Raw genomic sequence first — 24,282 nt, forward strand, 5'->3', positions numbered from 1 at the left:
GCGGCGGGGCACTCACTGCCGCCCTCCGAAGCTGGCGAACAGGTCGTTCGCCGTCTCGAAGTCGGGTCCGGTTCGTGGGCCGGGAGTGAAGCGGGCGGGCATCTTCACGTAGCCGTTGATCTGTCCGACAGTCGGATAGCGCACCGCTGCCCCCTCGATCAGCTGGTAGTCCGGCAGTCGCCTGAGCACCTCTCCGACGACGACTTGGAAATCGGTCTGCGCGATGTGGCGGCCGATGCACCGATGGACGCCAATGCCGAACGCCGCATGCTTGCGGGTGTCCCGGTCGAAGTCGATGGTGAGCGGGTCCGGGAAGACGTTCTCGTCCAGGTTCGCAGCGGCCCACGAGATCAACACACGCTCCCCGGGTCGCACGGTTGCACCGTCGATCTGGGCATCTGCCGTGGCAGTTCGACCGACGCAAACGACGGGGGTGAAGTACCGGAGGAGCTCCTCGCACGCCTTGGGAAGGTCCTCAGGTTGCTCAGTGAGGCGCCTGCGGTGGTGGTGGTTGCGGTCCAGGTGCTCGAAAGTGGAGGACAACAGGGCGGTCGTGGTATCCATGCCACCGGCGATCATCGCGTTGCAGACGGCGATGATGTCCGAGTCGCTGATTTTCTCGCCGCCGATCTCCATCTGGGTGAGGAAGCTGATCAGGTCGTTCCCAGGTCTTGCGCGGCGCACCGGAATGGTCTCGATGACCTCTTTGACAAGCATTGCGAAGCCCGCTTCGACCGCCTTGTATTCAGGCGTGTCAGACGGCGTGTATGCCAGCGAATGTACGGCCTCGGCGTAGATGCTCCAGTTGTCCATCGACAGTCCGACGATGTCCAGTGTCAGCAGCGCGGGAACGGCATTCGCCAGGTCCATGACCAGGTCGGTCTCCCCCAACTCGATGAACTGGTCGATACACCAAGTGGTGTAGGCCTCAATGCGCGGACGCAACGCTCTCACCGAGGTGGGCGAGAAGAAGTTGTTCAGCGCCCGGCGCCACTCCAGGAATTCCGGCGGGTCCATCTCCAGTGGCAGCGCACGGAAGGTCGATGCCGGGATAATCGTTCCCTGTGGACGCCCTGGGGTATTGGGCAGCTCGTGCGCGGAGGAGAACACTTCTGGGCGGCGGGCCACGGAGGCGACCTGCTCGTAGCCGGTGACCACATAGAATCCGCCGTAGTGCGAGCTGTGCGCCACCGGGCATTTCTGGCTGAGGGCCGTGTTGGCTGCCCAGGGGTCGGCGGAGTACTCGGGTGAGTGGTGGTCGAAGTCAATTTCCGGGACGTCGGAGGATGTCATACGTGTGCACTCCTATCAGCTCTGGGTGGCAGGGACGGGGTCGTGCTGGAGGGCGAAGCCCGGGTAGCCGGCGGCCGCGATCTCCGCGCACTTCTTGGCGTAGTCCGGGAACCCGACTAGCGGCATGAAAACCTGCGTCTTACCGGGGATGTTCGCGCCCAGGTACCAGGACCCGCACGAAGAGAGCAGGGTCTGCGCGGCGGCGTCGCGCACGTGTTGCCCCCACTCCTGCTCCGCCTCCGGCGTGGCCTCCATTGTCCGAATGCCGTTGTTGGTCAGGTGCTTAAGGCACTGGCCGATCCATGTCGCGTGCTGGTGGATGGCGACCAGTACGTTGGTCAGCACCGACGGGCTGCCGGGGCCAGTCATGATGAACAGATTTGGGAAGCCGGGGACCCCGAGCCCGAGATAGGTGCGCGGGCCGGCCGACCACGCCTCCCTCAACGACAGCCCATCATGGCCGCGGATGTCAATGCGCGACAGCGCGCCGGTGATGGCATCGTAGCCAGTGGCACATACCAGCACGTCCAGTTCGTGGGAGCCCTCTCCGGTTCGGACTGTGGTAGGCGTGATCTCCTCGAATGGGTGGAGTGCGATGTCGACTAGGCGCACGTTCGGTCGGTTGTAGGTCTCGTAGTAGCCGTCGCAAAGGCAGATACGTTTGCACCCGATGACGTGCGTCGGGATGAGCTTCGCGGCCACCTCGGGGTCGGTAACGATCTGGCGGATCTTGGCGCGGACGAACTCGGCGACGACCTCGTTAGCAGCCGAGTCGACAAGCAGGTCACCGAAGGCGCGCAGCAGCAGCGGCCCGCCACGGTTCCAGTAGTGCTCGAGGATGGCCTCCCGCTCCGTCGCGGAGAACAGAAACACAGAGTTCGGGTTCGTCGGGAATCGGGAGAGGCCCGCCGTGGGCACTTCGTTGTTGCGCGCTCGAAACCCCGCGTAGTCGGCCTTGATCGCCGCCTGCAGTTCCGGGTCGAGTGGCTCGTCGACAGCAGGCAGCGCGTATGCAGGGGTGCGCTGAAAGACGACGAGCTCGGCAGCTTCCTGCGCGATGAGCGGGATGGCCTGCACACCGGATGAGCCGGTACCGATCACGCCGACCCGTTTGCCTGTGAAGTCGACCGGTTCCTGCGGCCAGCGCCCGGTGTGCAGGACGTCGCCCGCGAACGTCTCCGCGCCCGGTATATCTGGCACGTTCGGCTCCGACAGGCACCCGGTGGCCATGACGACGAACCTGGCCACGAACTCGTCACCGGTGGCAGTGCGAACAGTCCACCTGACGGCGGCCTCATCGTAGGTCATCGCCTCAACTCGGGCATGAAACCTGATGTCGCGGGCCAGATCGAACGATTCGACGACGTGGCCGATGTAGCGCATGATCTCGGCCTGATCGGCGTACCGCCGGGTCCACTCCCAGCCCTGCTGGAGCTCCTCGGAAAACTGGTAGGAGTACTCCAAGCTCTCCACATCGCACCGAGCACCCGGGTAGCGGTTCCAGTACCAGGTGCCGCCAGCACCGCCTCCGGCCTCGAGTACCTGCGCCGTGAGGCCGACCTTGCGAACCTCGTGCAGCATCTGCATGCCTGCGAGACCCGCACCTACGATCAGGACGTCGAATTTGTCTGTCATCCCAGCACTCCTGTGAACGAGTTCAGATTCTCGAGTACGTTGCCTGGTCCGGTGTGGCCCGTTCCAAGCGTGTGGCAGCAATGCTCGCCATGGCGAGCCAGACGACCACGGCGAACACGCTCGCGTAGGTGATCGGTCCGCCCGCCTTCAGCGGGCTGTTCGGCGCGAGCAGCGGCACGCACCCGAGCAGCTGGACCAACACGACGATCACCGCTAACGGCTTGAGCCAGCCCGGCCATCCCGCGGCCCGCCTTGTGGACATAGCTGCCGCGATGACCACGACCGCCGCCGGGACCGCGCTGAACATGAAGCCCAACACGTAAGCGTCGGAGAACGCGCGCAGCAGTTGGTGGGTCGCCGGGTCCGCAGCCCAGCCCGAAAAGATTTGGAATAGGCCCAGGTACACCACGGCGAAGCCGACCCAGGCTGTGCCCGACGCAATCATCAACATCGGCAGCGGACTGTCCGGCACTTCTCGGCGAAAGCGTGTGTAGAGGTAGCAGAGGAACCACAACGCGGCCATCAAGGCGATGCCCGCGATGAACTGATAGATGTACCCGCTGGTGGTGTGGGTGGCGTAGAAGTGCACGACCTCGGCCTCCGACGACCCAAAGGGCGGGATCGGCGACAGGACCGGGATTGTGGAAGCCAGAATGAGCAGGCTGATGATCCCGCTGGCCGCGTGCGCGACCTGTGGGAGATGGTTTCTTTCCATGGTGGCCCCCTCTGCGTGCTCGGTTGCGGCCATCACTGCGCTGCCCCGAGGTCGAGCTGGCCGACGATATGCGAGGCAAGCGCCGACGGGCTCGAGTCCTGGCGCATCTGTTTTGGCGTGACCCGGATGTCGAACTCCCGGTTGATCCGGGTGCTCAGTTCCAGCGCCATGAGCGAGTCCAGGCCGTGGTCGGTCAGCGACCGGTCCGGGTCCAGGTCTGTGGCATTGACTCGGAGGATCTCCGCCGCGTGCACAGTGAGGTGTTTCTCCAAGAACCGCTGCCGGGCCGTCGGGTCGGCGGCCCGCAGTTCCGCCAGCGCGGCGTGCCCGATGTCGCCGCCCCGATCAGACCCGCGATCAGCGGGTATCGCCGCAAAGAACGGTGAGGTTCGGAGCTTCTCCGAGAACATCGCCTGCCAGCCCTTGTCGAGGATCGCTAGGTAGCCCGCGCGGGCCCGGTCGTGGCGCAGCAGCGAGTCGCATGCCTTCACCCCCTCTTCCGGCTCGATCATGGCGTTGCCGCGTTGGGCGAACATCGTGCCGCGCCCGTGCTCGGCCCATGCCCCCCAATTGACGCTCAGAGCAGGAAGGCCTTGCCTGCGTCGCCAGACGGTAAGGCCGTCCAGTAGGGCGTTGGCTGAGGCGTAGGACGCCTGGCCGGCGAAACCAACCAGGGCGGAGGCGGAGGAGAACCCGAGCCACCAGTCCAAATCACTGTTTGCACAAGCTTCCTGAAGTCGCAGCGCACCCCACACCTTCGGTGCCCATACCCGCTCGAGGAGCGCGTCGTCCACGCTGGTGATTGCCGCGTCGTCGACCACCGCAGCGGCATGGATGACGCCGCGCAAGGGCAGGCCGGTAGCGGCTGCGGCTCGAACCAGCTCTTCGGCGGTGCCGCTCGCGGCAATGTCACCGCGCACTACCTCGATGTCTGCGCCGGCCGCGCGCAGTTCGTCGATGGTCGTCTGTGCCTCGATGGACGGGGCCGAGCGGCCGTTGAGGATGACGCGACCCGCACCCTCTTCGGCGAACCAACGGGCGAGGATCAGGCCGAGACCGCCTAGACCGCCAGTGACCACGTACGCGCCGTCCGCACGGATCACCGGTACGTCCTCCGGCCGGACCACAACCTCGCCGTCGCCGGCCTGTGGGACAGCGAGGACGAGCTTGCCTATGTGACTGCCGGAGGCCAGGGTGCGGAATGCGGTGCTGGCCTCCCTGAGCGGGCTGGTGGTGTGGGGTGTCGGGGTAAGCGTGCCGGAGGCGAGCAACTCGTGGACTTCGCGGAGGATGTCGCCGAGTTGCTCGTAGGGTAGGACGCCGAGGTCGACGCTGTGTAGGGAGATGTTGCGGCGGAACGGGAAGAGTCCGATGCGTGTGTCTGCGTAAATGTCCTTCTTGCCGAGCTCAACGAACCGGCCGCCGATGCGCAGCAGGTCCAGACCAGCCCGCTGGGCGGCCCCGGTGAGGGAGTTGAGCACCACGTCCACGCCTTCGCCGCCGGTTAGCCCCCGGATTTGGTCAGCGAACTTCGGGGAGCGGGAGTCGAAGACGTGCGGGATACCCAGGTCACGAAGGTATTGCCGCTTCGCGTCGGTGCCTGCGGTGGCGTAGATCTCGGCGCCGAGGTGGCGGGCCACCGCGATCGCCGCCAGACCCACACCACCGGTCGCCGAGTGGATCAGCACTCGCTCACCGCGGCTGAGTCTGCTCAACCGGTGCAGGCCGTACCAGGCAGTGGCGAACACACTGGGCCTGGCGGCGGCCTCTTCGAACGTGACATCGTCGGGGATCCGGTTGGCCTTGCAGGCCGGCACCAACGCGAACGAGCGGAACGTGCCAGGGTGCATGGCTGCAACCCGGTCACCGACATGGAACGAGGTGACGTTCGCGCCAACGGCGACGACCGTACCCGCGCAGTCGAAACCGAACGGCATCGGGCTGCCGTCGACGGTTTTGTACAGACCCATTGCATTGAGCACGTCGGCGTAGTTCAAGCCAAGCGCCTCGACCTGAATCTCGATCTCGTCCGATGCGGTCGCCCGCGGCGTGCTCGCGACCAGCTCCAGGCTGCTTAGGTCACCGGAGTGACGGGTGGCCAGGGCATACCGGTCGTGCCCGAAGCGGATCGCGCGCATCTTGCGATCACCGTCTTTTAGTGGCGACACCTTGAGCCGGGCCACGAAGAGCTCGTTGCCGCGCAGCGCCACCTCGTCGGTGTCGCCTTTCGCTTTCAGTAGATCGGCCACTCGCTGGGGCGTGGTTCCGCCGGCGGTGTCGAGGTGGCAGATCCTGAGTTCGGGATGTTCGTGGCCGATCACCCGGCATAGGCCGCGCAGCGCGGTCTGCTCCAGATTCTGACCGTCGTGCTCGCCTACCGGCTGTGCGTCGCGGGTAATCACCCACAGCCGGGGCCGATGCGCATCGGTGCGCTCCACGAGGATCCGGACAAGGTCGATGAGCCGTTTCACCCGGCGCTCCGCCCGCTCCATAGCGTCGTGGTTGGCGGTGGCGGTCGGCGCCGGGCACACCACCACCAGCCCCTGCGGCCGCTGCGCGGACAGCTGCGTTTCCAGTTCGCCCGCACCTGCATCACCCAACGTCAGGCGCGCGGTGTCGGCCCCGAGCGCCGAGGCTATCTCGTCGACGAACGGCTCGGGGGTCGCGTCCGCCTCGGTCAGGACCAGCCATGGGCCGGAGGCGGCGTCCGGCTGTGGAAAGTCGGCGCGGTCCCATCCGACGGTCAGCAGGCGCTCGGCCAGCCGCCGGTCTGTAGTAGCCAGGCGCACGCCCGTGACATCGGCGACCACCGTGCCATCCTCGTCGAGCAATGCGATGTCGCCGATGGCGAGTTGGTCGTCGAGGTGGCGCAGCCGGGCCAGGCAGTAGCGGGCGCGGTGCGGGTCACGGTGCACCCGAAGGGCACCCATTCCCACGGGGAAGGCGTCGCGGATCAACGCGGGATGCGACGCCAGCGTCTGCAAGCATCCGTCCATCAGTACGGGGTGCATCGAGTAGGAATTGGTGTCACTGCGCACCGGCGCGGGCAGCGACAGTTCCGCGAACACCGTTTGATCGAGGCCCAGGTCCTCGGACAGGTGCAGTGCGACCACGGCGGCGAACGCGTCACCGTGATGAACACCAGCCTCGTGGAACTTGGCGTAGGCCTCCTGCGGGTCGAGAGTCCCAGTGTGCGCGGCCAACAGCCCGGCAACATCGAGCAGCTCCGGCTCGGCCGCGACCCGCACTCGCAGGGTCCCGTTGGCCAACAGCGTTGGTGCATCGCCGTCACGGCGGGTCAGGACTTCGAACCGAACGACTCCGTCGCCCTCTGGGCGGGTGCGCGAGGACACCACCGTGTCCTCGTGAAGATGCAACATCTCGTGGATAGCCAGGTCGGTTACCTCGATGGAGGCGAGGTCGGCGCCGAATACTGTCTTCGCAGCAGTAAGACCCATCTCACAGTAGGCTGCGCCCGGCAGAACCGGCTGGTCGTGGACCTGGTGGTCCTCCAGGTACCGCAGGTCACGGCCGCTGATCGAAACCTGCCAGGTGTGCTCGTCATCGGTGTCGACCGGGCTGATGTGCACGCCGAGCAATGGGTGCGCAATCACTCTCGCGCCAGGCTTCGCCACCTGTAGTGCCAGCACGCCCAGGTCAGCGCCCGCCCAGGCCGGCAATGGCACGTCGACCAGATTGCCCGCCGGGTAGGCGCGCTCCCAGTCGATCGGAACGCCGCTGGAGTGTAGGTCGGACAGCTGGGGCAGCAGCCCAGTGGACTGGTCGCCGTCGCGGCGCAGCGTGCCCATGGCGGTCGTGGCGCGGCCGATCGACTTCGCCGTTTCGGAGATCGCGTAGGTCAGCAGCGGGTGCGGCGACAGCTCGACAAAGACCCGATGCCCGTCCCGCACGGCGGCAGTGACAGCGTCCGCGAAACGAACCGGGCGGCGCAGGTTGTTCACCCAGTACACGGCGTCAAACGAGGCGGGCTTCTTCGGATCTTCCAGCACCGTGCTGTAGACAGGGACTGTCGCGGCAGCCGGCGCGAGATCCTCCAGCTGCTCGGCCAAATCGTCGAGGATGGAGTCGACATGCGGGGAGTGGGAGGCGTAGTCCACCGCGATCTTGCGGGCGTGCAGATCGCGGGCCTCCCAGCCGGCGACTAGTTCGTCGAGCCGGGCAGGGTCGCCCGCCACGACCGTGGACCCTGGGGAGACGATCACCGCTACGGTGACGTCCTCGATGCCCGCAGCGACAAGCTCAGCCGAAACTTCCTGATGCGGCAGTTCGATCGTGGCCATGGCGCCGCCACCCGCAATCCGGGTGACCAGCTGAGAGCGGCGGCAGATCACCTTCACACCATCATCGAGGGTTAGTGCGCCCGCGACAACAGACGCCGCGGTCTCTCCGAGCGAGTGCCCGATCACTGCGGCGGGCTCCACGCCCCGCGATCGCCAGGCGGCGGCGAGGGCGACCTGCACGGCGAAGATCGTCGGCTGAATCTTCTCGATGCCGGCGACAGTCTCGTCCGCCACCAGCTCGGCACGCAAGGAGAACCCGGCCTCCCGGGCGATCAAGGGCTCCAACTCGTCGACCATTGCGGCGAACGCCGGTTCGGTCCGCATCAGTTCCCGGCCCATGCCCGCCCACTGCGAGCCCTGGCCGGAGAACACCCACACCGGCGCACCGTTGTGGCTGCTGGCCGTGCCGCGCACTACACCCGGCGCTGGCTGCGATGCCGCTGCCGCCAGTAGCTGCTCGGTCAGCTCCTCACGCGACGCTGCCAGGGCAACGAGGCGCTCCGTGCGGTGCTCCCGCCCGCGGGCGAGAGTGTGGCCGATGTCGGCCAGCGGTGCATCCGCTCCCTCGCGGGTTAGCCACTCTGCCACGCGACCGGCGGTCTCCGCCAAGGCATGCGGAGTGCTTCCGGAGAGCAGGATAGGAAGCTTCCTTTCCACCGGTACACGAGCTGCGCCAGCAACGACGGTATCCGGGGCCTCCTCGAGAATGACGTGGACGTTGGTGCCGCTGAACCCGTAGGAGGAAACCGACGCCAGCCGCGGTGACCCGTCCGTACTCCATTCACGCAGGCTGGTGGGGACGTAAAGGCGTGTCCCATCGGGAGAGATGTCCGGATTCCACTCATTGAAATGGAGATTGCCCGGAATCTTTTTGTGCCGCAACGACATCACTGCCTTGACTAGCCCGGCCACCCCGGACACCGACTCAGTGTGTCCGATGTTGGTCTTCACCGAGCCCAGCGCACAAGGCTTGTCGCCTGCGCCATACACCGCGGCCAGCGCGCGGAACTCGACCGGATCGCCAGTAGGTGTACCGGGGCCGTGCGCCTCCACAAGCTCGACGGCAGACGGGTCGACGGCGGCGGCACGCAGAGCACTGCGCTGCACTGCTTCCTGTGCTGTCGCGGAGGGCACGACGATGTTGTCGGAGCGGCCGTCGGAGTTGGCTGCCGAGCCGCGTATGACCGCGAGGACACGGTTACCATCGCGAACCGCGTCGTCGAGCCTTTTCAGGGCGACGACCGCGCACCCCTCGCTGCGAACGAACCCGTCAGCAGCGGCATCGAACGCGGCGCACCGGCCATTGGGCGAGAGCATGGACCACTGGGAGAACAGGACACCGACTTCGGGGCCCAATTGCAACATCGCCGCGCCTGCCAACACGAGGTCGGATTCCCCGGTGCGCAAGCTCTGACATCCCAGGTGCACGGACAGCAGACCTGAAGAGCAGGCAGTGTCTACTGCCACGGAAGGCCCGTGCAAACCGAGTAGATAGGACACCCGACCGGCACCGACAGAGTGGGCGTTGCCCGTCATCACATAGGGGTTGTCGACAAGAGAGTCGTCGAACGTCCGTAGCAGGTAATCGTGGTGGGCGAGGCCGACGAATACGCCGGTCTGCGACCCTGCGAGCGACCCGGGTGCGATGCCTGCATGCTCCAACGCCTCCCAGGCCACCTGGGTCAGCAACCGGTGTTGCGGATCCATCGCCTCGGCCTCGTATTCGGTGATGCCGAAGGCAGCAGTATCGAAACCGCCGATGCTGTCAAGGAATCCGCCCCAGCGGGAGATGGTGCGACCGAGCACGCCAGGCTGGGGGTCGTAGACCTCGTCCACAGCCCAACGCTCCGGCGGGACCTCACGGACGGCGTTCTTGCCGCTCTCAAGCAGATCCCAGAGCGCGTCAGGAGAGTCGACGCCACCCGCAAACCTGCACCCGATGCCCACGATAGCGATCGGTTCGACAGCGGCGCTTTGCTTCTGGTTGCTACGGGACCGCTGCGTGGTGGTGTCAGGCATGATTCAGCTCGCTTCTATCGGAGTTGAGCGGTGTGACGATCATGGGCAAGTCGTTCGGGCGCGGCATCGCCGCCGCCACCCTGCGCACGGTATGGCCGGGTGCCGGAATTAGGCGCCAGCGACCGAGGATGGTCGCCAGCGCGATGACCGCCTTGGCCTGCGCGTAGGATTCGCCGATGCAGCGTCGGTTGCCCTCGCCGAACGGGAGAAAGGCGTTGCGGTCAGGTAGATGCTCGCGTTCAACGAGCCATCGTTCGGGCTTGAAGCTGTCCGGGTCGGTGAACGCCTCGCCGTCCCGGTGCAAGTCAATCTGGCTGAACATGATGTCTGCGCCCGCGGGCAACGGAATGCTTTCGACGACAACAGGTTCCTCCGCCCGGCGAAATAGCATCAGCAGTGAGTACCGGCGCAGGACCTCGTTCACGACGGCGCGGGTGTAATTCAGATTCTCAATATCGTCGTACTCAGCGGGCCGCCCGCCGAGCACGTTCTCCAGTTCGGCACGCAGCTTCTTCTCAACCTCGGGATGCTGAGCGATCTCATGTAGTGCCCAGGTCAAGGTGGCTGCGGTGGTCTCGGTCCCCGCCATCATGATCGACACCAGTTCGTCGCGAATGAGGTCCTCGCTCATTGCCTCACCGGTGTCCGGGTCGCGGGCTGCGCGCAGGTGCGAGAGCAGGTCTGCCCCGTCGGCGCTCTTGTCGGTGCGCACCACATGATCGACCGTGGCACGTAGCCGGTCCGCCGCACCGAGGAAGCGCCGGTCGAAGCCGGACACTTTGCACAGCCAGGCCGGCAACACGGTGCGGGCGACCATGCCGTAGGTGAAGATCGGCAACGAGCGGATGATCTCCTGCACCACGTCATTGGGCAGGCTGCCCGAGAACATCGACCGCACAATGGTATTGAGCGTCAATTCAATCATGGCCTTCTGCACGGTCACCCTCTGTCCGGGTTGCCATGAATCGGCCAGTGCCTGCGACTCGGCGGTCATGATTTGCGCGTAGGAGGCGATCATTTTCCGATGGAACAGCGGCTGGATAAGCCGCCGCTGGCGGCGGTGCAACGCGCGGTCGGAAGCTAGCAAACCGTTGCCACTCAACGGATGCACGGCCTCCCACACCATGCCCTTGCCGAACGACCGGGCATCCTTCACCAGCACTTGATGGGCTAGTTGTGCGGTGGTGAGGAAGTAGATTGGGCGCTTGCCGATGTAGATCTTCACCACGTCGCCGCTAGCGCGAAGGTCAGCGAAAAAGTCAAAGGGATTCCGCATGAGCGGCCATATATGACCGACCATCGGCAGCCTCCCGGGTGCCACCTGCACCGTTGGCGATGGCTGTCCTGCTGGTTCTGCCCCGCCGAAAGGGCAGGCTGGTGTCTGCTGCGCTGGCGAATTCTGACTCATACGCTTCTCCGAACAAATCTGGCCCTGGGCGGGCGCGATCCCGTCCCAGGGGCGATGGTGATGCATTGCAGGATGGCGATGGACTGCCCAGTCTTGGGCCTACCCGATGCCGCGTTGGTCCGCATGTCCTCCCCGAGTGGCGGCTCCCGACGGCGGGAGTGTTCCGTCACATATCTACCATCTTGTTAGTAGTTAGTCACTACTAACAACTACTCTCGGTGGAGTGAGTACAGGTGATGCCAAGCGCATGTCCGCTCAGCAGCGGCGGGAACAGCTGCTAGCTCTTGCGGCCGAGGAATTCGCAGCAGGTGGGCTGCACGGCGCGTCGATCGAATTGCTCGCCCACCGCGCGGGGATCTCGCAGGCCTATGTGTTTCGGCTGTTCGGTACCAAGAAAGCCCTGTTCCTACAGGTGGTGCAGCGCGCGTTCACGCGGCTTGTCGACGGCATGGACCGCACTGCCGGGCACACCTCTGGTACGGAGTCGGTCACGTTGATGGGCGAGTACTACAACAACAGCGCTTTGGCTGACCGCACCGAGTTGCTAGTGCAGCTGCAAGCCTTCGCCGCTTGCGGCGACAGTGAGGTCCGCGAGGTAGTGCGCGAGCACATGGCCAGGATGTGGACGGCGACAGCCGACCACACCGGCATGCCTCCGGTGGCTGTGAAGAGTTTCCTCGCCTACGGCATGTTGCTCAATGTCGCCGCCGCTCTGGACATTGACGACGTCGACGCGGAGTGGGCGCGTGGCATCCGCACCCGCATCCACGCCGGACTGTTCGATCATTTGACCGAGGAGAACAACCAATGAGCGCTTCCGCCACTCCAGAGACACTCCAGGCAGAAGGCGTCGGGCGTGGCGACACCAATCTGGTCGCGGCGCTGGTCTTTATCGCGTTGGTGGTCGCAGCGATCGGGAGCCTGGGCGCGCCATTGATCACCTCCGTGGCCGAGGCTTATGACGTTTCGCCGTCCACCGCTCAGTGGACGTTGACCATCACATTGCTGACCGGTGCTGTCGCGACCCCGCTGCTCGGCCGCCTGGGCTCTGCCCACAGGCGACGAAAGGTCGTCCTCGCCACCCTGGCTGTCGTGGCGGTGGGCAGCGTGGCGACCGTAGTGCCCGCGCCGTTCGTCGTTCTACTGCTCGGCCGTGCCGCACAGGGGGTTGGCCTGGGCCTGACCGCGCTGATGATGGCCACCGCCCGCCAGCACCTCGGGGACCGCGCAGAGAGCACGATCGCGATGCTGTCGGTGGCGTCCACAGTCGGCATCGGCGTGGGCTACCCGATCGCGAGCCTTCTGGTCCAAATCAGCGGTGTGCGCGTGGCCTACCTACTCGGTGTGGTGGTCGCCGTCGCCGCGCTGATTACTGCCGTCGTTACACTTCCGCGCGACAGTTCCGACGCGCCGCCGAAAGAGTCGGTGGACTGGTTGGGCGCGTTCCTTCTCTCCGTTGGCCTGATTGCGGTACTCGTGGTAACTAGTCAGTCGAGCTGGTGGTCGAGCAACCCGCTGGCGGTCGTATCGGTCCTACTCGGCGGCGCTGCGGTGTTGGCGGCATGGGTCGCCATCGAGCGGAAAGTGGTGCATCCGTTGGTGGACCTGACCGCACTACGGCATCCGGCAGTCGCGGGTGCCAACCTGGTCATGTTCGTCGCCGGTATCGCCATGTACTTGCTCTTCACCCTAATCAGCCGCTTCGTGCAGACTCCCCAAGCGGTCGGCTACGGCTATGGCCTCAATGAGGTCGAGGCGGGCTTGGTGCTGGTCCCGTTCTCGGCACTGGGGTTCGTCGCCGGACGCGTGGTGCCCAAGGTGCGGCACAAGGTCAGCCCGTTCGGTATACTCATCGCCAACGGTGTCGTGATCGCCCTCGCGTGCGTCCTGTTTGCCACTATCCGCGGAATGGGTGTGGTGTGGCCGATCATGATCATGGGCCTGCTGGGCTTCGGCGTCGGCGGCTTCTCCGCAGTAATGCCACAGGCGATCCTGGCGGTCACCCCGACCGAGGAGACCGCGGCCGCGATGAGCGTCAACCAGGTTGTGCGTTCGGTCGGCTTCTCCATCGGCAGCGCGGTCAGTGGGCTGATCCTGGCGGCGCACACCATGACCGGCACCTTTGCCCCCACTGACTCGGGTTACTCCACCGCGGCTTGGACGGCGGGTGCGCTGGCGTTGGTCACGATCGTGCTGGCGGCGGGAATCAACACATCTCGAAGCAAGCAGCAGCAGCGATGATAGGGAGGGCGGGCCTCACAGAGGAGAGAACATCCTGGGCTGGCCTTCAGCACCTTTCGCGCCGCACTCGATCCCGATGCCTGAACCGACTGCAGCAGTAGCTGCACCCGGGCCAACGCGTTGTCGTTGCCGCTGGTGCAGGCCGTTCGTGTTCGGCTGCATCACGATCCGGCGTCAGTGGCCGTTCGCCGTCTCGAGGCGTTGTGGACGGACCTTGTTGCGGCGATGCCCGACATTCGCTGGAGACAGCGAGTTTCCTGCCCAACAGCGTCGAGCGCGAGTATCGGATGCGAATCAGTGTGAGGACGCGCTCTACGCCCCTTGCCGTACATGCCCACTGACGTCATGCAGGGGAGCCCGGACCCGAGTGAGCTATACGATGCGATCGCTCTGGCACTCGCTGCTAGCGACAGATCGGTCCCGGCCTAGCCACAAACGAGGTTGGCGCACGTCTGCGAAGCGGCAGGGGAGGCATCGTTCTGATGCTGGCCGGAAAGACTCTTACGCTTCTATGGAGTTTGGGTGGTCCAATCCGGGTGTTCATGGCGAAGCCACTGCCGGGGAGTTGCACGGGTTGTCGATATCGACGATGAAAGATCCTTTGGGCGTGGGCAATCGGCGTAGGTCAATGTTCGGTTGATCATCCGAGACGATTCGTTTTGCATAGAAGTGTGGGTCGGTCCGACCGATACGCCATGTGGGAATCCACTGATCACCGTCAAGGGAGCACATCGCCTTGAACGCCGGGGTAACCGACTCGACCATGCCATCACGCGCGTTGGCTGCTGGCTCTATGGCGATGACAACCCCCGCTATCGCGGCGCACAGCACGTTGATTGCCATGCCCAACGAGAACAGGTCACGCGACCACTTCTCCATCCTGGGTGTCAAGACCCATGCCACGGCGGCGACCAACGACATGGCCCCCAACATGGCCAGAACTGGAGCGGCATGCCAGACAACTTCAATCCAACTCGCCGTCAGCGCCATGTCCGTTGCCCCGAGTTCGTAGTAGAACGCGAAAGTCGGCAGCTTGAGCAACACTCCGCCGAGCCCAAGGACTAGGAGAAACTGGAACACGCGGACGGCAACGCTGCGAACCTGCCTCCGCCCGCGCGATCGGACAATATCCCTGATAACGGACCAGATCAGGAAGATCGCGAGGCCGACCGGGATCGCGAGCGCATCGGGGCTATCTCGTGCGAATTGGATTAGCCAAAATACAAGAGCCCCGCATACGCCGAGACCGAACACTCGAGACACTGTCATCACGGAAGCGGCGATTCGATGGAGTGCGTTGGCACGTCCCACACTCATCGTCTCGAGCACGACTGGGTCAGACCCATCGATCCACAGGCCGTAGCTATACGGAGACCAAGATGCCGGAAGTGCCCCTGCCCGAATCGCCGGTTCGAGTGCAATGCGCGAGAGCAGTTTCAGCAGTAGATGGGGAACCCCGACCACGAGGAACATCACGCCGAATATGGCCACCACCATCCAGGGCCCCGCGGGGGTGTCGGTGTTGAACTCCACGCGGAACGCAAGGACTATGGCCAGCATCAAGACCGCGCCGATCCACGCCCAAATCCACTTCCGGAGCCGCGGGCTATCCTCTCCGTCACGACTCTGCGCAGATACCGGCGCGGTCAATCTGGCTGAGAGGCCGAACGGCAGCTCCCGCCGAGCCTGCCGATCAAGCCAGCCGTAGACCGCGTGCCCAGCGTCCGCGCGCCAGCGACTGCCCGACGCCGACTTGGGGGTGCTGTCACCACTGCTGGCATCGCCGCTCGGCCAATCCCCGGTCCGGGCCGGATAACGGATTGTGGCGAGTCGATCAACCTTCAACCCGGTGACCGTGAGCCCCCCAACGGCTGGCTTTTCATGATTGAACTCGGCGGATGGATATCGGATAGGAACCAGAGCGATTCGGTAAACCCGCGCAGCAAGGAGAGCGTCAGTCAGTCGCTGGTTCACTGCATCGGCAACTTCACGCTGCGTGTGCAGACTCCGTGATCCCCGGATGTCACGGACGAAAGCTAGCCGCGTCGGCATCGGCGTCGGCGCCGCGGTAGCGATCGCCTCGCACCGCCGCCACCCCATGTCCTGCAGGACGTCTTGGGCGGTCGACAGGTCTTCGGCACCACCGGATATCTCCAAGTAGCAGCGCAGGCGGGCAAGTAGGAAGTTGAGTGAATAGCTTCCGAGGAATGAGGTGAAATTAGTCATGGTTCACCGAACTCGAATACAAGACGCAGGAACAACTCAACATGTAACCCCCCGAATGTAAATGTGTGTGCTGATTGGCGGTTTGCTCCGTGCTCGGAGCACGGCGCAATCAACGCTGGTAGCGGACCGTCGACATGCAGGCATGGGCGTCGCCTGCGTCAGCAAGAGCCCGCGTTCCTTTCGCTGCCAGTTGCTCACTGGCACAACTTATTCTGGTCGCGCCGCCTACCTCCCCTATAGCGCTAGGACCGTAACACTGGAAGCTCAGAACGTCATTTTGACCGAAGGCAATCGAATCTGGTCGCAGCGTGCGCAACATGCACCGCCGTGTCCAACGGCAGGCTCCATCGGCCTGCCAGCGTGCGCGGACGTTCGGTTGAGCACAGGGCCGCGCCGGCCAATGGCCTCGACCGGCAGCGGCGCCCCGAAATCCATGCGGAGGATGTTCGCTCCAGCGAGTACGAAATCGCAGTACTGCGGTCTCTGCTCACGCTCCGAGCGGCCTCCTCTATGCGTTCACCATGTCCGAGAATCGATATATTGCCAGCCATCGCCCACAGACTCCGCCAGGCGGCCCGGCCATCAGGATTCCCGACCGGGCCAGCCATATTTTGGGTGATGGCTAATACGCACGTCTTTGAGCCGTTACGGGTGGGACTGCCCCACTTCGGTTGTCCGGTAGCAGGCGACGCGCCACCTCAGCGGAATCCGCGTGGTGGGCGTGACGGGGGCTTCGGCACCGCTTGCGCAGGCGAAGGGTGCCGGTACGGGCCAGCCGCGCTGCTCTTGTGCGGTAGGTGAGTGTGATCGGTGGTGTGTGGGGCTAGCGTGGGAGTGCATCCGAATCTCGATTGAAAGGGTCGGGTGGTTGTGATGGGCGAGAGGGCGAACGGGACGGTGGAAGCCCGCTATTTGCGCGGCGAGGTCGGCTTCGAGGACGCGCTGCGGGAGGTGACAGGTATCGACATCGATCGCGGAGACCTCGCTCAGATTCTCCGCAGTCTCGCCGGCCGCAGTCCCGGTAGTCCTGAGCTCTCTGACCACGACGCCGGCCTCCTCGTCAGCGCTGGGTTCGTCGAGGATCCGATCGCTACAACCGGGGCCCGGGTGGAGCGCGTCGCCCGCATGCAGGACCTGGTCGGCAATTGCCTGTCGGTTGCTGAGGCTGCGGACCGTCTCGGGGTCACAGCGGCCCGAATCCGTCAGCGCCTGTCCGATGGCACGTTGTGGGCGTTCGGGGAGGGCCGCGGTCGACTTCTTCCGCCGGCTCAGTTCTTGGCCTCTGGTGCGGTGCCTCATCTCGAGCGTATTGCGCCACTGCTCGCGAAGAGCCTGCATCCGCTGACTGTGCAAGCGCTGCTCACCGAGCCTCAGCCGTCCCTACTGATCAAGGGCCAGCCGGTATCGATTGTGGCGTGGTTGATCGGTTGTGCCGGCACCGTGGCAGACATCGAGCAGGCTGCCGAGGTGATCATCGCGGCTGAGTGGGAATCTGCATAGCCGCGGTTGGTGGCAGCCGAGCGGCGTGGCTGATCCTCCATCGTGCCGTGCCTGGCTGCGGCGCGCACACGTTGGTGCCGGAAGCTCCTGATCGATCCTTGGTGTGGACTGCTATTAGAAGCGTTGGCACGGAGACACGCCACAGAGGGCCTGGACGAGTCGATGGATCGTGTCGATCCAGCGCGTCTTAGTCAGGTAGGCAACGAGTTTCGATCCGAGTACGGCTTGAAATTCGGCGATCGCCCCGCGGGCGGTGGCGTCATGTGAGGGTGTGCGTCTGCCATGACGCTTCGCTTCCGTGAGCGCGTTGCGCGATTGATGGCGGCATACCGGGCGCCGTCCCCAAATAGGCGCCCGATGTTGCCAAGTCATGTGACGTCGGGGGCCCTCCGCTGGCGTTATAAGCCGCGTCGCCCCGTTGCGGCAGCGCTCGGGTGATCCGCTCGCAATATCTGCTGCGGGCCCGCAGTTTCAATTTTGGGCGCGTATCACGCAGTTGACGCGATGAGATTGGATGCGTCATGCCTTGAGCAGTAGTTTGTTCGCTCCCGATTTGTTCTGCGAGGCATTTCGCGATCCGGAATCGGGGACTAGCGTGGGTGTTGGCACCACCCTGAGTAATCCGACAACTCGGTGCGCGTCCGCGCACACCGAGTACCGAAGTCGGTCTTCGTCAGGGTGGTGATCAGTATTCGTCTCTGATACCTCAAAGGACACCGAGTTGTAGTCGGTGTCCTTGTGTATTCGTCCGCCAGGATCCTGCGGGATCGCATGTGACTCATGAGGTTGTGATCACTCATGACAGTACTCCTCTGCGCCCAAACGGCGACAGGACCTTCACGGTGCACTACGCACGCTGATGGTCGCGGTAATCAATGATGGCCGCGTACCGGCGCCGCACAGATGACCCGGTCTCAATTGCGGCGTGTATCAGGTGTTTTGAACCACGATCGGTCGATCCGGATTCGTGGTCGGTGGTGGGGCCGTGGGTGCGCGAGACAGTGACGCTGTTTGAGCCGACGCTGCATAGTCAGGCCGCGAACGCACTCAAGGTTCTGACCCGATTGGCGGTGTGGGCGGTCGATGTGGGGTTGGTCCTTGATCGTGAGGTGGTGCTGACTCCGGAGGTGCTGGAGCGGTACCGGGTGACCGGGATGCGGGAGTTGGCCTCGACATCGCGGTCGGCGGAGATCTCGCGGCTGCGGACGTTGGCGAGGTCGGTGACGAAGCGGGCGCCGTGGCCAGGGCCGGACGAGCGCGGGTTGCGGCAGGGTTTGTCGCCGCCGTACACGTGCGAGCAGGTCGAGGCGTACTGGAAGGCCGCGGCATCACAGAACGGACCGTTCCGCGTCCAGGCGATGAAGGCGATTCTGACGCTGACTGTGGGTGCGGGTGCTCGTGCGGGTGAACTGTTCGCCGTCGTGAGTTCGGACGTGGTCGATGTCGGCGGCGTTGTGGCGGTCACGCTCGGCGGCAGCGTGGGCGCTGCGGGGCGGGTGGTCCCGGTGCGGGCCGGTTGGGTCGATCGGCTGGAGAAGGTCGCTGCTGGGGCGGGGGCGGGGCCGTTGGTGGCGTCGCGTCGCTCGGGCCGTGATCAGGCGGCTGCGTTGCTCGCGTCGTTCGAGTACCCCGCTGGGATGCCCCGTCTGATGGTGCCGCGCCTGCGGTCGACATGGCTGACTGGAGTGCTGTCCGATTGCGGTGTCGCGGAGATCTTCTCGGCAGCAGGGATCGTCAGCGGCAAGGCGTTCTCGGACCTGCGCCCGTATCTCCCGGCGCCGCAGGTCGGTTCGCCGAGCTGGCGCCGGTTGGGAGGGCAGCAGTGATGACGCCTCGGACCCCGGAGGAGATTATCGAGTTGTACACCCCGCACATGCCGGAACAAGAATGGGAGGCGATCAGGCCGTTCGTGGTTGACGTTGTCAGGCGAGGGTTCGCGGCGACGCCGGTCGGCCAGGTGACGGTGGGCCACATGGTAATGGTGACTTCCCTGGTGCGGTGGGCGCTCGAGCAGGGTTTGCCGCTCGACGTCGAGCAGATCTTCCACCCGGCAACGGTCAACCGTTATGCCGTCACGGTCCCGGGGTTGTCCGAGAAAACGCGGTGTACCCGCCGAGCAACGCTGACGACATTGTCGCGCCGGATCACCCGTGCTGCTCCCTGGGAGCCACGCCGGGTCGTCCTGCACTATGCCCGTACCGCGAATCCGTACACCTTTGCGGAGGTGTCTCGTCTGCTGTGGTGGGCTCCGCGGCAAGTAACCGCGATCCGTCGACGAGGCCTTGCTGCGGCGGTGGCGCTCGGTGCGGGTGCCGGTCTTCGTGGCACGGAGATGATGTCGGTTCGCTCGTCGGATGTCCGGGAACGTGGCGCCCATGTGGTCGTCACGGTACACGGTTCGAAGACGAGGCAAGTCCCAGTACGCCCGGCGTATGCCGGTGCGGTGCTCGAAGCGGCAGAGAAGGCGCACGGTGGCCCCTTGTTCCACGATCCACTGCCCCCGGTCTGGGCCGTTGGTGAACTGCTGATCAACTGCGACGTACCCGAGACGCTGAGGCCGCTGACGTCGACCCGGCTGCGGCTGACGTGGGAGTGCGCGATGATCCAGGCCGTTCCGTTGCCTGTGTTCATGAGGCTGTCCGGGCGCACCGGGACCGGGAGGCTCGCCGACATTCTGAGTTGGGTGCACCCGCGGACCCGACCGTGGTGGAGTGCAGCGGAATTGGATGTGCTTTCACAGGCGGTGCCGTGGTGACCAGGAAGAAGCACCCGCCTCACCGCCGCCACCGTGGTGGAAGGGCGGATGCTGGTCGGGTTCGGCGCCTGCACGAGGTGAGTACCGCCGTCCACCGCACAGAGCCGTGGCAGTTCGATCGGGTCATGGCCATGATCGACCACTGCGCCGCACGCGACTTCGTGCACGAAGTGTTCGATCACCATCGTGGTGCACACCGGGTGTTCACAGCAGACGCTTTCCTCGCCGCTTATGTTGTGACTCCGATGCTTGGTATCGCGATGCATCAGACGAACGTGACCGCAGTGGTTCGCGGGTGGACCGCTTCGCAGCGGCGAAGGCTCGGTATCCCGTCCCGTGCGGATATCAAGTACAAGAGCGTCAACGACGCGCTGCGCAGGCTGACGTGGGCGTGCCGGTCACCTCGGTATCCGGAGTGGGACGAACGTGCTTTCGCGCAGGCACTGCTGGACGCGTCCCTGTGGCGTTGGCCACCGACCGGTGCCATCGCCTTGGACTCGACCGACGTCTCAACCTGGGGCAGGGTTCGCTACCGCAAACCGCTGGTGGATGCGGATCCTGACGGGTTGCCTCCGCCCGATCATGAGTTCGCGCCTGCGGACCCCGAACATCCACATGGCCGCCGACGAGGGCATCACCTGCCGAACGCACCCCTCGGGCGAGACAATCGTTGCATCTACACGGTCGATCCGGATGCTCGGATGGGCTGGCGCAGTTCACAGTTCGAGGAAACATGCTATTTCTGCGGCTTCGACTTGCACGTGATCACTGATGTCCCAAAGGCCCCAGGCCGCGGACCGGTGGTGCACGTAGTGCGAGCGATGAATCTCACGCCGGCGGGATCGAACAAGGGCGTCGGAGGACTCGCCGCCGTGCAGGCTCTGGGGGAATCGATCCCGGATCCGCGTGAGTTGATCGCGGACCGTGCCTACAACTACGTCAAGAACAGGATCTTCCCGATCCCGGTCTGGAGGCTCGGATACGCCACCATCTACGACCTGCACCCAAATCAGCGGGGGATACATCCGGGACCCGAGGGCACGCACACCATCTGGATCGACGGCGTCCTCTATGCGGACAGCCTCCCGGAAGCTCTGTACGACCTCGACCCGATCGAGACCGACATGTCCGACGACGAACGGGCGCGCCTCGAGCGACGTCATCAGGCACGTCAGGCTTACGCCTACGTCCCGCACGACGCCTGCCACTCCGGCGGGACTCGGCGGTATCGCGGTCCCGCCGTTCAGCCCGCCCGGGTGCGCTGTCCGAACAACCCGGTCTCTATGCGCGGGTCACTGAGCCTGCCCACGACCTCGTGCACCCGTGGTGAGGAATGTGGGTGCGGGCGCACGATCACCCTGCGTGACACGGACTACCCTGATCTGCGGATGCCGGTCCAGCACGGGACCCTTGCCTGGGAGGCGTCGTATCACCGCAGGGTCGGCATCGAGAGTCTGTTCGCCGACGTGAAGCAGAATCGTCTGCACGTGCACCGCGGGTACTTCCGCGGCTTCGGGATCAGCCGCTACACACTGCTCCTCGGATTCACTCTCGCCGCGCTCAATCTGCTGATCCTGTTCGACTGGCACTTCAAGCGTGAGCTCCTCGATCCATTGGGTCGGTACCTCGGCGAGAGGGAACCGGAGCGCACACCACAGCGACGACTGCGTCGTATCGCCGCCTCCGGGCGTCACGAGAAGTCCTCGGTGACCGCCGAATCCGGCAGATAGCGACCCTGCCCCGGTAGCGAAATCCACGGATTCCGCGGTCCAACCTCGACCTGATTGCGGAATCAACCGTTGGTAGGCGTCCCGAGCGTACGATTCGGCCCGATCTGTGTGGGAATCGCACGGCAACGAGGCCGAGAATCCGCCGAATCCGACCGTTGGGCGGAGTCGTGACGGAAATCGGGGCCTAATTTCGGCCGCGGGCCCAATAGGTGAACTCAACCGGCCTCAATGGGTGAACACCCCATGGAGCCGATGACGGGAATCGAACCCGCGTATTCAGCTTGGGAAGCTGATGTTCTACCATTGAACTACATCGGCATGCAGGGGTTTTGCGCCCGACGAGGCACTGCAAGACCCTGCGAGCGGCAACTCTAGCAGACCGCTAACCTCTAGCTGTGCTGCTATCCGATCGCGACATCCGTTCCGAGATTTCCACCCAGCGGCTGGGCATCGATCCGTTCGACGACTCGATGGTCCAGCCGTCCAGCGTGGACGTCCGCCTGGACCGACTGTTCCGCGTCTTCAACAACACGCGGTACACGCACATCGACCCCGCTCAGCAGCAGGACGAGCTCACGAGCCTCGTGGAGCCTGCGGAGGGGGAGCCGTTCGTGCTGCACCCGGGCGAGTTCGTGCTCGGCTCGACGCTCGAGTTCTGCTCCCTGCCCGACGACCTGGCGGGACGCCTGGAGGGCAAGTCCAGCCTCGGCCGCCTCGGCCTGCTCACCCACTCGACCGCCGGGTTCATCGACCCGGGCTTCAGTGGGCACATCACTCTCGAGCTGTCCAACGTCGCGAACCTGCCGATCACCCTGTGGCCCGGCATGAAGATCGGTCAGCTCTGCCTGATCCGGCTGTCCAGTCCCGCCGAGAACCCGTACGGCAGCGCGGCGGTCGGGTCGAAGTACCAGGGCCAGCGCGGCCCGACGCCGTCGAAGGCCTACCTGAACTTCGTGAAGGCGCCCACGCAGTAGCCCCGCGCGGCCGGAACGCGGACGGCCGCACCGCATTTCGGCTCGGCCAGGCCCCGCCTAATGCCCTTCGCGTAGGAGGGCGAGCTGGGAGTCCTGGCTCAGGATGCGGTCGTTGCTGACCATGACCGCCGTCCCGTACGCGTCGCGCAGGTGCCGGCTCATCGCGGGGTCGTGGTCCGGCAGGGACCCGGCGAACCCGCAGATGGTCCGCGCCCGGCCGACCAGGTCGATGAGCAGCGCCGAGGCGCCCACCTTCACCGCGTTGAACTCCAGCGCCACCCCGACCGGCGACACCGCGGCCGGGTTCCTTGCGAGGAACTCGAACCGGGCCGCCGCCCCGAGGACCGTGTCGACGAGCTGCTGGTGCGCGATCACCAGCTCGGCGAGCCGGATCGCGCTCAGGGGCGGCGGCCCGGCCGAGCGGCGTCGGGCGGTCTGCACCGACCGCCTGGCCCTGAGCAGGGCTGCGTCGGCGATCCCGAGCCAGGCGGCGGACCAGAGCACGTGCGCAGCCGGGAGCATCGTCCGCGCCGAGATCTCCGCGTACGGATCGTCGACCAGCGCGCCGGAACCGGTGTCGACGGCGAGGCGGAAGCCGGGACTCCTGGTGCCGCGGAAGCCGACCGTGTCCCAGGTGCCGACCGCGGTCAGCCTCATCTCCGACCTCGGGCAGGCGAGCACGACCTGATCGTTCGGCGCGCCGGCCGGGGTGCGGCGGGCGGTCACCATCACCACGTCGGCGTACGCGCCGTACGCGATGACCGGCGCCGTCTTCGCCAGGCGGACGCGGCCGTCCCTGTGCTCGACCGCGCAACCGCTGGACCGGATGCCGCCGCGGACATCGATCTCGGTAGTGGCGGAGGTGACGAGCAGCTGGTTCGCGGCGACAGCCGTGAGCAGCGCGCGCATCGACTCGCTGCGCCCGTGCCGGACGACGCTGAGCACCTGCGCCTGGTGCATCGCGAAGATCATCGCCGTCGACCCGCAGGACCGGCCCAGTGCGCGCGTGATCGCGGCGAGCTGGGTCAGGGAGAGTCCGCCGCCGCCGAGGGCGGTCGGCACCACGGCGCCGAGCATCCCGGCCGACCTGAGCGCCGCGACGGCCTCCGCCGGGAACCGCGCGTCGCGATCGACCTCGTCCGCCCACATCGCGGCGACCCGTACACATTCGTCGAGACCGCGGAGGGCGCCGACGGGGGCCGCCGCGTCCCTGCTCCGAATACCCGGTCGGCGTGAATCCATCACTGTCGCAGCGGAACCGATGCCCGCGCGGGACTGTTCCCGGGGCGACGGGTCGGGAAACTCGATGCCGGACTCGTCCTGCCCGATGCGGATGGATGCCGGCACCGAAACCCCTATCACCTGAACTCATGTCGGTGGCTCGAAATCGAACCCCGGCCGGTGCGCGATCTCCCTCCCGCGCGCCGCCGTGAACCTTATCGATCGGTGCCGATCCCGTGTTAGCGCAATTCCCGGATGTGGCGG

The 24,282-nt window shown here is 65.4% G+C and carries 14 protein-coding genes and 1 tRNA gene; 7 read left to right on the forward strand and 8 right to left on the reverse strand.

The window, feature by feature from the left end; translation table 11 throughout:
- Positions 1-12: 12 nt before the first annotated feature.
- Genes BR31_RS0114470 through BR31_RS0114490 form a run of 5 tightly spaced genes read right to left on the reverse strand, consistent with a single transcriptional unit; the run spans position 13 to position 11,437 of the window.
- Positions 13-1,293 (reverse strand): cytochrome P450, encoded by a 1,281-nt coding sequence (locus BR31_RS0114470; RefSeq protein WP_027501586.1) that lies wholly within the window; start codon positions 1,291-1,293, stop codon positions 13-15.
- A gap of 15 nt (positions 1,294-1,308) precedes the next feature.
- Positions 1,309-2,928 (reverse strand): flavin-containing monooxygenase, encoded by a 1,620-nt coding sequence (locus BR31_RS0114475; RefSeq protein WP_027501587.1) that lies wholly within the window; start codon positions 2,926-2,928, stop codon positions 1,309-1,311.
- A 22-nt stretch (positions 2,929-2,950) separates the two neighbouring features.
- On the reverse strand, positions 2,951-3,676 hold the full coding sequence (locus tag BR31_RS28725; RefSeq protein WP_051637444.1) for a hypothetical protein: 726 nt from the start codon (positions 3,674-3,676) through the stop codon (positions 2,951-2,953).
- Positions 3,676-9,963: a type I polyketide synthase gene (locus tag BR31_RS0114485; protein WP_027501588.1), complete on the reverse strand. Its 6,288-nt coding sequence runs from the start codon at positions 9,961-9,963 to the stop codon at positions 3,676-3,678. The genes BR31_RS28725 and BR31_RS0114485 overlap by 1 nt, the downstream gene beginning before the upstream one ends.
- On the reverse strand, positions 9,956-11,437 hold the full coding sequence (locus tag BR31_RS0114490) for a cytochrome P450 (protein ID WP_331281130.1): 1,482 nt from the start codon (positions 11,435-11,437) through the stop codon (positions 9,956-9,958). Before BR31_RS0114490 ends, BR31_RS0114485 begins: the two co-directional genes overlap by 8 nt.
- Positions 11,438-11,594: 157 nt before the next feature.
- Here BR31_RS0114490 and BR31_RS0114495 point away from each other — a divergent pair, with 157 nt between their 5' ends.
- Positions 11,595-12,182 (forward strand): TetR/AcrR family transcriptional regulator, encoded by a 588-nt coding sequence (locus tag BR31_RS0114495; RefSeq protein ID WP_331281131.1) that lies wholly within the window; start codon positions 11,595-11,597, stop codon positions 12,180-12,182.
- Positions 12,179-13,612 carry an MFS transporter gene (locus tag BR31_RS28730; RefSeq protein WP_037176719.1) on the forward strand — a complete coding sequence of 478 codons (1,434 nt, stop codon included), beginning with the start codon at positions 12,179-12,181 and terminating at the stop codon, positions 13,610-13,612. Before BR31_RS0114495 ends, BR31_RS28730 begins: the two co-directional genes overlap by 4 nt.
- Positions 13,613-14,152: 540 nt before the next feature.
- On the opposite strand, the gene BR31_RS0114505 is transcribed toward BR31_RS28730, so the two are convergent.
- Entirely contained in the window at positions 14,153-15,838 is a 1,686-nt protein-coding gene (locus tag BR31_RS0114505) for a hypothetical protein (protein WP_027501591.1), read from the reverse strand.
- An 873-nt stretch (positions 15,839-16,711) separates the two neighbouring features.
- On the opposite strand from BR31_RS0114505, the gene BR31_RS0114510 reads away from it, so the two are divergent.
- The 4 genes from BR31_RS0114510 to BR31_RS32245 all read left to right on the forward strand — a co-directional run bounded on the left by BR31_RS0114510 (position 16,712) and on the right by BR31_RS32245 (position 21,823).
- Positions 16,712-17,338 (forward strand): hypothetical protein, encoded by a 627-nt coding sequence (locus BR31_RS0114510; RefSeq protein WP_037176753.1) that lies wholly within the window; start codon positions 16,712-16,714, stop codon positions 17,336-17,338.
- Between the two features lie 1,001 nt (positions 17,339-18,339).
- Positions 18,340-19,164, forward strand: a complete 825-nt coding sequence (locus BR31_RS0114515) for a hypothetical protein (protein ID WP_231496493.1) — start codon at positions 18,340-18,342, stop codon at positions 19,162-19,164.
- A gap of 47 nt (positions 19,165-19,211) precedes the next feature.
- Complete coding sequence (locus BR31_RS0114520; RefSeq protein WP_231496494.1) at positions 19,212-20,093, forward strand: hypothetical protein; 882 nt, start codon at positions 19,212-19,214, stop codon at positions 20,091-20,093.
- An 821-nt stretch (positions 20,094-20,914) separates the two neighbouring features.
- Positions 20,915-21,823 carry a hypothetical protein gene (locus BR31_RS32245; RefSeq protein ID WP_231496495.1) on the forward strand — a complete coding sequence of 303 codons (909 nt, stop codon included), beginning with the start codon at positions 20,915-20,917 and terminating at the stop codon, positions 21,821-21,823.
- 244 nt (positions 21,824-22,067) lie between these two features.
- Here BR31_RS32245 and BR31_RS0114530 read toward each other — a convergent pair.
- Positions 22,068-22,141: transfer RNA gene (locus tag BR31_RS0114530), tRNA-Gly, on the reverse strand.
- Between the two features lie 77 nt (positions 22,142-22,218).
- On the opposite strand from BR31_RS0114530, the gene dcd reads away from it, so the two are divergent.
- The gene (dcd, locus tag BR31_RS0114535; RefSeq protein ID WP_027501596.1) at positions 22,219-22,797 is read left to right on the forward strand and encodes a dCTP deaminase; all 579 of its coding nucleotides are present in this window, start codon (positions 22,219-22,221) and stop codon (positions 22,795-22,797) included.
- 57 nt (positions 22,798-22,854) lie between these two features.
- Here the strand turns inward: dcd and BR31_RS0114540 are convergent, their stop codons facing one another.
- Entirely contained in the window at positions 22,855-24,144 is a 1,290-nt protein-coding gene (locus BR31_RS0114540) for an acyl-CoA dehydrogenase family protein (protein ID WP_156042493.1), read from the reverse strand.
- Positions 24,145-24,282: the final 138 nt, after the last annotated feature.

The organism is Rhodococcus sp. UNC363MFTsu5.1 (assembly GCF_000686785.1).
Taxonomy (GTDB): domain Bacteria; phylum Actinomycetota; class Actinomycetes; order Mycobacteriales; family Mycobacteriaceae; genus Rhodococcus_G; species Rhodococcus_G maanshanensis.

Bases quoted from the DNA above. Each gene is read 5' to 3' on its own strand.
- BR31_RS0114490 (WP_331281130.1), bottom strand. From the start codon at position 11,437: ATGCATCACCATCGCCCCTGGGACGGGATCGCGCCCGCCCAGGGCCAG.
- BR31_RS0114510 (WP_037176753.1), top strand. From the start codon at position 16,712: ATGGGCGAGAGGGCGAACGGGACGGTGGAAGCCCGCTATTTGCGCGGC.
- BR31_RS28730 (WP_037176719.1), top strand. From the start codon at position 12,179: ATGAGCGCTTCCGCCACTCCAGAGACACTCCAGGCAGAAGGCGTCGGG.
- BR31_RS0114485 (WP_027501588.1), bottom strand. From the start codon at position 9,963: ATGCCTGACACCACCACGCAGCGGTCCCGTAGCAACCAGAAGCAAAGC.
- BR31_RS0114520 (WP_231496494.1), top strand. From the start codon at position 19,212: ATGCCGGAACAAGAATGGGAGGCGATCAGGCCGTTCGTGGTTGACGTT.
- BR31_RS32245 (WP_231496495.1), top strand. From the start codon at position 20,915: ATGAATCTCACGCCGGCGGGATCGAACAAGGGCGTCGGAGGACTCGCC.
- BR31_RS28725 (WP_051637444.1), bottom strand. From the start codon at position 3,676: ATGGCCGCAACCGAGCACGCAGAGGGGGCCACCATGGAAAGAAACCAT.
- BR31_RS0114505 (WP_027501591.1), bottom strand. From the start codon at position 15,838: ATGACTAATTTCACCTCATTCCTCGGAAGCTATTCACTCAACTTCCTA.
- BR31_RS0114475 (WP_027501587.1), bottom strand. From the start codon at position 2,928: ATGACAGACAAATTCGACGTCCTGATCGTAGGTGCGGGTCTCGCAGGC.
- BR31_RS0114470 (WP_027501586.1), bottom strand. From the start codon at position 1,293: ATGACATCCTCCGACGTCCCGGAAATTGACTTCGACCACCACTCACCC.